The organism is Flavobacterium sp. (assembly GCF_028712645.1).
In the GTDB taxonomy this organism is placed as follows: Bacteria; Bacteroidota; Bacteroidia; order Flavobacteriales; family Flavobacteriaceae; genus Flavobacterium.
On the sequence record NZ_JAQTPQ010000352.1, the window covers coordinates 1 to 2,953 of the forward strand.

Consider the following 2,953-nt stretch of genomic DNA (forward strand, 5'->3'; position numbering starts at 1 on the left):
AATGTCCTGTAAGTATAAAGCAAAAAACAAATAGTCTTTCGAATATTCCGATATAATTTCCAGCGTTTTCCAGCGAATCATCGTTTTTGTTTTTGCTTTCTGGAGTCCAAACCGAAATGATATTTTTAATAATTATTGAAGTGGGTTTTGTTAGCAATAAAATTCCTGTAATTAATATCCAAAACTGATTGTTGAAAACACTAAAGTCAACGGATAAATTTTTGTAAAGACCCGCAATTAGTACAATTGCTATTAAATGCAGGATTTGGTCAATAACAAACCAATTTCGTTTTGTTTTCTTTTTTTGAAATTGCAATTTCAAGAAATCTATAAATCCGTGAGTTAATGCAAGTGCTAACGCAAACCAACCAAAAGACATTTCGCTTACGAATAGCCAAGCTAAAATTCCGTGCAAAAGGATGTGAATGTAAAGGTATTTACTTCGGGATTTTTTATTTTCTTTATCCAAAACCCAAGAAGTGGGTTGTAATAAAAAATCGCCTAATAAATGTGCTAAAAGTAACTTTACAAAAATAATCATACGCTAATTGTTTTGATTTTATTTCTGAAATATTTTTCCATTTCCATCACTAAATCAAATTGAGCACGTTTTCGTCTTCGGCTAACTGCTGCTTGATTTATTCCAAGTTTTACGCCAATTTCCTCCTGTGAAAGCGATGGATTTTCGATAGTTGTCAAAACAAATTCGGCCGATTGTGCCAGCCAATTATCCATAAATACTAAGCTCAATCGCAACATCAAATTGATTTCGGCATCAAATGCTTCGTTGCCAGAATGGATGGCTAAATTGATTTTTTGCTTCTTTAAGGTCTCAAAAACTTCGCCTGAGCGAGAAAAAGCAGTGCCATTACTTTCGGAAATTTTGTCTGCCTTATAAGTCATATCTCCAAAACCAATGCTCATTCTAACATCCAATTTTAGCGATTTAAAATACGATTTTATTTGTAAAGCACTAATCAAAGCTTCTTCAGGATTCTTGACTACCAATTGGAATTCATCACCTCTGTAAATCTCCCATTCTATTGGGTTTTTCCCAAAAGTGTTCAATAATTTCTTCAAACCATCCATCCAAATTTCGGATGATAATTTCCTGGAATTAACTATGTCTCCTGTAATTATGCTTATCATATTTCAAAAGTAATTAAAAAAGTATTTAAAAAAACAATTTCTATGCTTTAATAATTACCAAAAAGCGTAATAATTAAAAATATTACCAAAAAGCGTAATAATTAAAAATATTACTAAAAAGAGTAATGTTAGTTAACTTGAAAAATTAATAAAAAACAATTTCCTGAAATCTGATTTTGACTTATCTTTGAAATTCAATGGAAGCAATAAAAATAATAGAATGCCCAAGAGATGCAATGCAAGGAATAAAAACTTTTATTCCTACAACTAGAAAAGTGGCATACATTCAGTCGTTACTTCGTGTAGGTTTTGATACTATAGATTTTGGAAGTTTTGTCTCTCCAAAAGCTATTCCTCAAATGCAGGATACAGCCGAAGTTTTGGCACAATTAGATTTATCACAAACTCGAAGTAAATTATTAGCCATAATTGCCAACACACAAGGCGCAATTGCCGCATCGCAACATCAGCCCATTCAATATTTAGGATTCCCATTTTCGATTTCTGAGAATTTCCAAATGCGGAATACGCACAAAACCATAGCAGAATCGGTGATAACGTTACAAGAAATTATTGAAATTGCTGATAAAAGTAATAAAGAAGTTGTGGCTTACCTTTCGATGGGATTTGGAAATCCGTATGGTGATCCTTGGAGTCTAGAAATTGTTGGCGAATGGACAGAAAAACTTTCGAATATGGGTGTGAAAATCCTTTCGCTTTCTGATACCGTTGGCAGTTCTACTCCAGAGGTAATTCAATATTTATTTTCGCATTTAATTCCAAAATATCCCAAGATTGAATTTGGAGCTCATTTGCACACCACACCAGACAAATGGTTCGAAAAAAATGATGCCGCCTACAATGCTGGTTGTCGCCGATTTGATGGTGCTATTCAAGGTTTTGGAGGATGTCCAATGGCGAAAGATGTTTTAACAGGCAATATGCCTACAGAAAAATTATTATCTTATTTTACTTCTAAAAAAGAAAACACGAATAGTAATCCATTGAGTTTTGAAAGTGCTTACAATGAAGCTTCAAAATTATTCGGAGACTTTCATTAGGAAATACTAATATTCCAAAACTTTCGTTGTAAATTTACATTCCCAAGTATTTAAATATTATGAATAAAATTATAGGAATATTTATCCTTTCTATTTTCTTGTTTTCCTGCTCCAGCAATTTAGATTTTAATCAAGTCAATGACTTAAAATTAGAGCCCGTTATTATTTCTAATTTGGCAACTTTTGATGTTCCTGCCAATCAATTTGTCATTAATGGAGCAGAGCAATCCGTATTTTTTGACACAGAAACTTTCGATGTTTTTAGGGACACCTTTTTTAATACAAGTCTAGTAAAAACTGATTTGTATTTTGAAATTGATAATACCATAAACAGAGCATACACAATTGACATGTATTTTCTTAATGGCAGTAATTCAAATCTTTACACGGTTTCTTTTAATATACCAGCCTATACTGGAGTTGAAAATTTGGTTACCCAAACTGAAATATTTGAAAATGCAAAATTGGATGTATTAAAGAAAACTAGGAAAATTGCTTTTAAGGTTACAATGCTGCCAGGACCAGCATTAACTGAAAGCAGTCCTGGAAGCTTAAAATTGCGTTCAAGTGCAACAGTTTATTTAGTAGTGCAATGAAAAAATCAGTTTTAATTATTTTTTTATTGGCATCGAGTAGTTGCTTTTCTCAAAACAAGCAAATTTTATACAACTTTACTTCGGTACCACAATCCTTGTTGACTAATCCAGGTTCAGATGTAAAATATCAATGGTATTTTGGGGTTC

General features: G+C 32.3%; 4 protein-coding genes. 2 read left to right on the top strand and 2 right to left on the bottom strand.

What is annotated here, in order from left to right:
- Both PHC28_RS17695 and PHC28_RS17700 read right to left on the bottom strand, forming a co-directional pair.
- The coding region (locus PHC28_RS17695) for a DUF3307 domain-containing protein (protein WP_300103634.1) at positions 1–541 on the bottom strand (541 nt) is incomplete at its 3' end.
- Positions 538–1,149 carry a SatD family protein gene (locus PHC28_RS17700; RefSeq protein ID WP_300103637.1) on the bottom strand — a complete coding sequence of 204 codons (612 nt, stop codon included), beginning with the start codon at positions 1,147–1,149 and terminating at the stop codon, positions 538–540. The genes PHC28_RS17700 and PHC28_RS17695, both read right to left, overlap by 4 nt.
- 197 nt (positions 1,150–1,346) lie before the next feature.
- On the opposite strand from PHC28_RS17700, the gene PHC28_RS17705 reads away from it, so the two are divergent.
- Positions 1,347–2,210: a hydroxymethylglutaryl-CoA lyase gene (locus PHC28_RS17705; RefSeq protein WP_300103640.1), complete on the top strand. Its 864-nt coding sequence runs from the start codon at positions 1,347–1,349 to the stop codon at positions 2,208–2,210.
- Between the two features lie 59 nt (positions 2,211–2,269).
- The gene (locus PHC28_RS17710) at positions 2,270–2,806 is read left to right on the top strand and encodes a hypothetical protein (protein ID WP_300103643.1); all 537 of its coding nucleotides are present in this window, start codon (positions 2,270–2,272) and stop codon (positions 2,804–2,806) included.
- Positions 2,807–2,953 lie beyond the last annotated feature (147 nt).

Bases quoted from the DNA above. Each gene is read 5' to 3' on its own strand.
- PHC28_RS17710 (WP_300103643.1), top strand. From the start codon at position 2,270: ATGAATAAAATTATAGGAATATTTATCCTTTCTATTTTCTTGTTTTCC.
- PHC28_RS17705 (WP_300103640.1), top strand. From the start codon at position 1,347: ATGGAAGCAATAAAAATAATAGAATGCCCAAGAGATGCAATGCAAGGA.
- PHC28_RS17700 (WP_300103637.1), bottom strand. From the start codon at position 1,149: ATGATAAGCATAATTACAGGAGACATAGTTAATTCCAGGAAATTATCA.